Raw genomic sequence first — 3453 nt, forward strand, 5'->3', positions numbered from 1 at the left:
CCGCTGGGCTATTTCATCAGCCTGGCGCTCGGCTCGGTGATCCCCTTTGTCGCTTTTGATGATGTGCGGTTCCTCGGTATTGCCCTGATCGCCCACCCGGTCCTCTGGCTCGTCGCCGACCGGAACCCCCATCTCTTCCAGATCGTCGCCGGGGTCCTCTCCACCACCCCGCGCACCCGGACCTACACGCGCAATGGGGGCGATCGCTATGTCTCTTAACCGCCTCTCCGCCCTTTTCGAGGACAGCGCCCTGCTGCGCTCGGTGCTGCCCGAAAGCCTCTTTGCCGAAGAGCCGGTGGCGCGGCACCTGCCCTATCTCTCGGCTCCCGAGGATGATCTCATACTCACGCGGCAGGGTGACCTTCTGGCCTCGGCCGTCATCGGCGGCATCGACAGCTTCACCGCCGAGGCCCCGGAGATCGAGGCGCTGACGCAGGGCTTTGCCCGCCTCGTCGGCCAGCTCGGCGAGCGCTTCGGGTTTTACGTCAACAAGATCACCATCCCCGCGGATCTCGATCTCGCGCCCATGGATGAGGATGGCTTTGCTGCGGAGATTGATCGGCGCTGGCGCGAGACGATCGCAGCCAAATCCCTCAAGCGCCGGGTTCTACTGCTCACGCTCGCCATGCGCCCGAGCGCAAGCCAGAAGATGGGGCTCGGCCGGGCCGTCAAATCCACGTTCGAGGCCGATCTCGCGGTGCGTAAGGAGCGCATGGCCGAGGCCATGGGTCTGCTTCAGGCGATGTATCACGCCGTGGGATTTCGGCGCCTGCGCGTCTCGGACGGCGATTGGCTGGGCTATCTCGGCACGGTCCAGGGCCAGGCGTTCCAGCCGATGCACGGGCAACCGGGCCAGTTCCTCTCGACCTCCATGACCAACGCCCAATATCTCTTCAAGGGGAAGCGCTTTGCTATCGACAACGGCATGACCCGCCGCTTCGGCGCGATCTTTGGCGTGAAGGCTTGGCCGAACAAATCGCTGCCGACCGTGCTCGATGCGCTGGAGCTGCCTTACGACATCGTCGTCACCAATAGCTTCACGCCAATCCGCAACAACGAGGCCGAAGAAAAGATTGCCCGCACTGCCCGGCAGATGGGGGCAACCGAGGATGCTGCGCAATCCCTTCGCGCAGGGCTTTACGATCTGCTCGATGACATCGCCTCAGGGCGCGGCGTGCTGGGCAAGCACCAGCTCACCGTCATGGTGACGGCAGATAGCGAAAAGGCGCTGGAAGTGGCCGCCTCCGAGGTCTGGCGCGCCGGGCAGGAGTCGGGCGCCACGCTGTTGCGCGAGAGCTTCGCCGCCCGCGCCATGTTCTTCAGCCAGGCGCCGGGCAATTGGCGCTACCGGCACCGCGCGGCGCTGACCACCTCGACCAACTTCGCCGATTTTGCCGCCTTCCACGCCGGCGCGCCCGGGCGCGACAAGCACCAATCGCCCTGGGGTGAGACCATCACCGTCCTGCCCTCGGTGTCCTCCTGCCAGTACCGCTTCAATTTCCACGAGCCGGGATCGCGGACCGCCGAGCCTTCGGGCGGCCACACGCTGGTGCTGGGGCGCCCGGGCTCGGGCAAGACGCTCGGCACCGCGTTTTTGATGGCGCAGGCCCGCCGCGTCGGCGCGCGCGTCGTGGTCTTCGACAAGGACCTCGGCCTCGAAATGGCGGTGCGCGCTTTGGGCGGCACCTACAGCACGGTGCGGATCGGCCAGCCGACGGGCTTCAATCCCTTCCTCACCGAGACCGACAGCCGCGGCGCGGCCTGGCTGACCGATTGGACCGCCGACATTCTCTCGCGCAGCGGCCGTCCGCTCGAGACCTTCCAGACCGTGGCGCTGAATGACGCAATCCGCCGCGTGGTCGCCGCCGAGCCCGAGCTGCGCAGCTTTTCGGCCCTGGCCTCCGCGGTGAACCAGACCGACGATGATGGTGATCTCGTCGCCCGGGTGCGCGAGTGGACAGCAGCAGGCCGCTTCGGCTGGCTCTTTGATGAAGCCGCCGAGACCGGCATTCAAATCGGCGAGGATATCGTCGGCATCGATATGAGCGAGCTGCTCGATCTCGGCACCGAGCGTACCGCGCTTCTGGCCTACCTCTTTCGGCGGATCGAGCGTGTCATCGAGGACCGCCGCCCGACCATTCTGGTCATCGACGAGGCCTGGAAGATGCTGAACGACGAGATGTTCGTGAAGCGCCTGCAGGAATGGCTCGTCACCATGCGCAAGAAGAACTGCGTGGTGATGATGCTGACCCAGACCCCCGGGCATCTCGCGCAGTCGAGCGTCGGCGCGATCATCTCGGAAATGGTCTCGACGCAGATCCTGTTTCCGAACCCGGCGGCCCATCCCGAGGATTACCGCATCCTCAAGCTCAATGACCGCGAGGCGGAGTTTGTCTCGCAAAGCACCGGCGGTCTGCGTCTCGCGCTGCTGCGCTCAGCCGGCGACAGCCTCTTCGTCAACTTCGACCTCTCCGGCCTCGGCCCGGATCTCGTCACCGTGCTCGGCGGCGGGGCCAAGGGCGAGGACCGCGCGCCCTTCGAGTGGCGCCGCAACCCTGACTTCTGGAAGGACATGGCATGACAAAGCTCCTCTCCACCGCCGCGCTGATGCTGGCCCTCGTCGGCTGCGTCGCTGGCGTCTCGACCGAGCGCAAGTCGCCCTGCGCCGGCACGTTCCGGACCGAGGGCAGCTACGCAGTCATCCCGGCCACGGCGACGCGCGGGGCCGTGGTCAGCCGAGGCGCCGCGTCGCCTTCCCAGATGAGTTTTGCTGCGGAGGACGCGGATGATTGCCGGTTCTCCCCGCTCTGAGCGCATGCGGCTACCCAAGATGTCGCGGACCGGGTCGGCGGGACTGGGCGTGGCCGGGCTGATGCTGGTGGCAGTCCCCGGCTCCAGCGCTCTGGCGCAGGGTGTGCCGATCGTCGACGGCTCGAACCTTGCCAATGCGATCTCGCGGCTCTCCGAAGGCGAGCGTGACTTTGCCAGGCAGCAGGAAAAGTTGGGGCGCCGCGCAGAGCAGCAGGATCTGCACCAGGAGCAGCTGGAGGCCTACGCGCGCTTCCTCGAGCAGACGACGGGCACGACCGATGTCTCGGGCTTCGAAGGCGGCGCGGGTGAGTTTCCGAGCGCAGCTGAGACCTACCCGGTGACGGAGGAAGACAGCGCCGATGCGCAGCGCCTCTTTGGTGACGATGCCAGCGTCGAGCAGATGATCATCGAGACGGCGGCGAAATACGAAACCCATGCCGGTGTTGGTGCAGCGGGCCTGACCCCGCTGACCTGGCGCATTCTCTTTCAGTCGCTCATCAAGCAGGAAAGCCGCTTCAACAACGCCGCGGTCTCGCATGTGGGCGCCATGGGCTTTTGCCAGCTGATGCCCGGCACCGCCGCCGATCTTGGCGTCGATCCGCGCGATCCCTGGCAGAACCTCGACGGCGGGGCGCGCTACAT

Annotated in this window: 4 protein-coding genes, 1 tRNA gene and 1 pseudogene; 5 read left to right on the forward strand and 1 reads right to left on the reverse strand. The window is 66.3% G+C overall.

The window, feature by feature from the left end; all coding sequences use genetic code 11:
* Both G0Q01_RS22230 and G0Q01_RS27435 read left to right on the forward strand, forming a co-directional pair.
* Nucleotides 1-219, forward strand: a 219-nt coding sequence (locus G0Q01_RS22230; protein WP_164213879.1) for a VirB3 family type IV secretion system protein, incomplete at its 5' end; no start/stop codon positions are given.
* 652 nt (nucleotides 220-871) lie between these two features.
* A pseudogene (locus G0Q01_RS27435) lies at nucleotides 872-1297 on the forward strand (type IV secretion system protein B4); the annotation flags it as partial.
* On the opposite strand, the gene G0Q01_RS22240 reads toward G0Q01_RS27435, so the two are convergent.
* Nucleotides 1253-1354 (reverse strand) — tRNA-Phe (locus G0Q01_RS22240). The pseudogene G0Q01_RS27435 and the gene G0Q01_RS22240 sit on opposite strands and share 45 nt — an antisense overlap.
* On the opposite strand from G0Q01_RS22240, the gene G0Q01_RS22245 reads away from it, so the two are divergent.
* The 3 genes from G0Q01_RS22245 to G0Q01_RS22255 form a co-directional block, all read left to right on the forward strand.
* Complete coding sequence (locus G0Q01_RS22245) at nucleotides 1313-2581, forward strand: VirB4 family type IV secretion system protein (protein ID WP_164213878.1); 1269 nt, start codon at nucleotides 1313-1315, stop codon at nucleotides 2579-2581. The two genes, G0Q01_RS22240 and G0Q01_RS22245, sit on opposite strands and share 42 nt — an antisense overlap.
* Entirely contained in the window at nucleotides 2578-2811 is a 234-nt protein-coding gene (locus G0Q01_RS22250) for a hypothetical protein (RefSeq protein WP_164213880.1), read from the forward strand. The genes G0Q01_RS22245 and G0Q01_RS22250 overlap by 4 nt, the downstream gene beginning before the upstream one ends.
* 19 nt (nucleotides 2812-2830) lie before the next feature.
* The coding region (locus G0Q01_RS22255; RefSeq protein ID WP_235940332.1) for a lytic transglycosylase domain-containing protein at nucleotides 2831-3453 on the forward strand (623 nt) is incomplete at its 3' end.

Origin of the sequence: Salipiger sp. PrR007 (assembly GCF_010499845.1) — a bacterium.
GTDB classification, from domain to species: Bacteria; Pseudomonadota; Alphaproteobacteria; order Rhodobacterales; family Rhodobacteraceae; genus Salipiger; species Salipiger pacificus_A.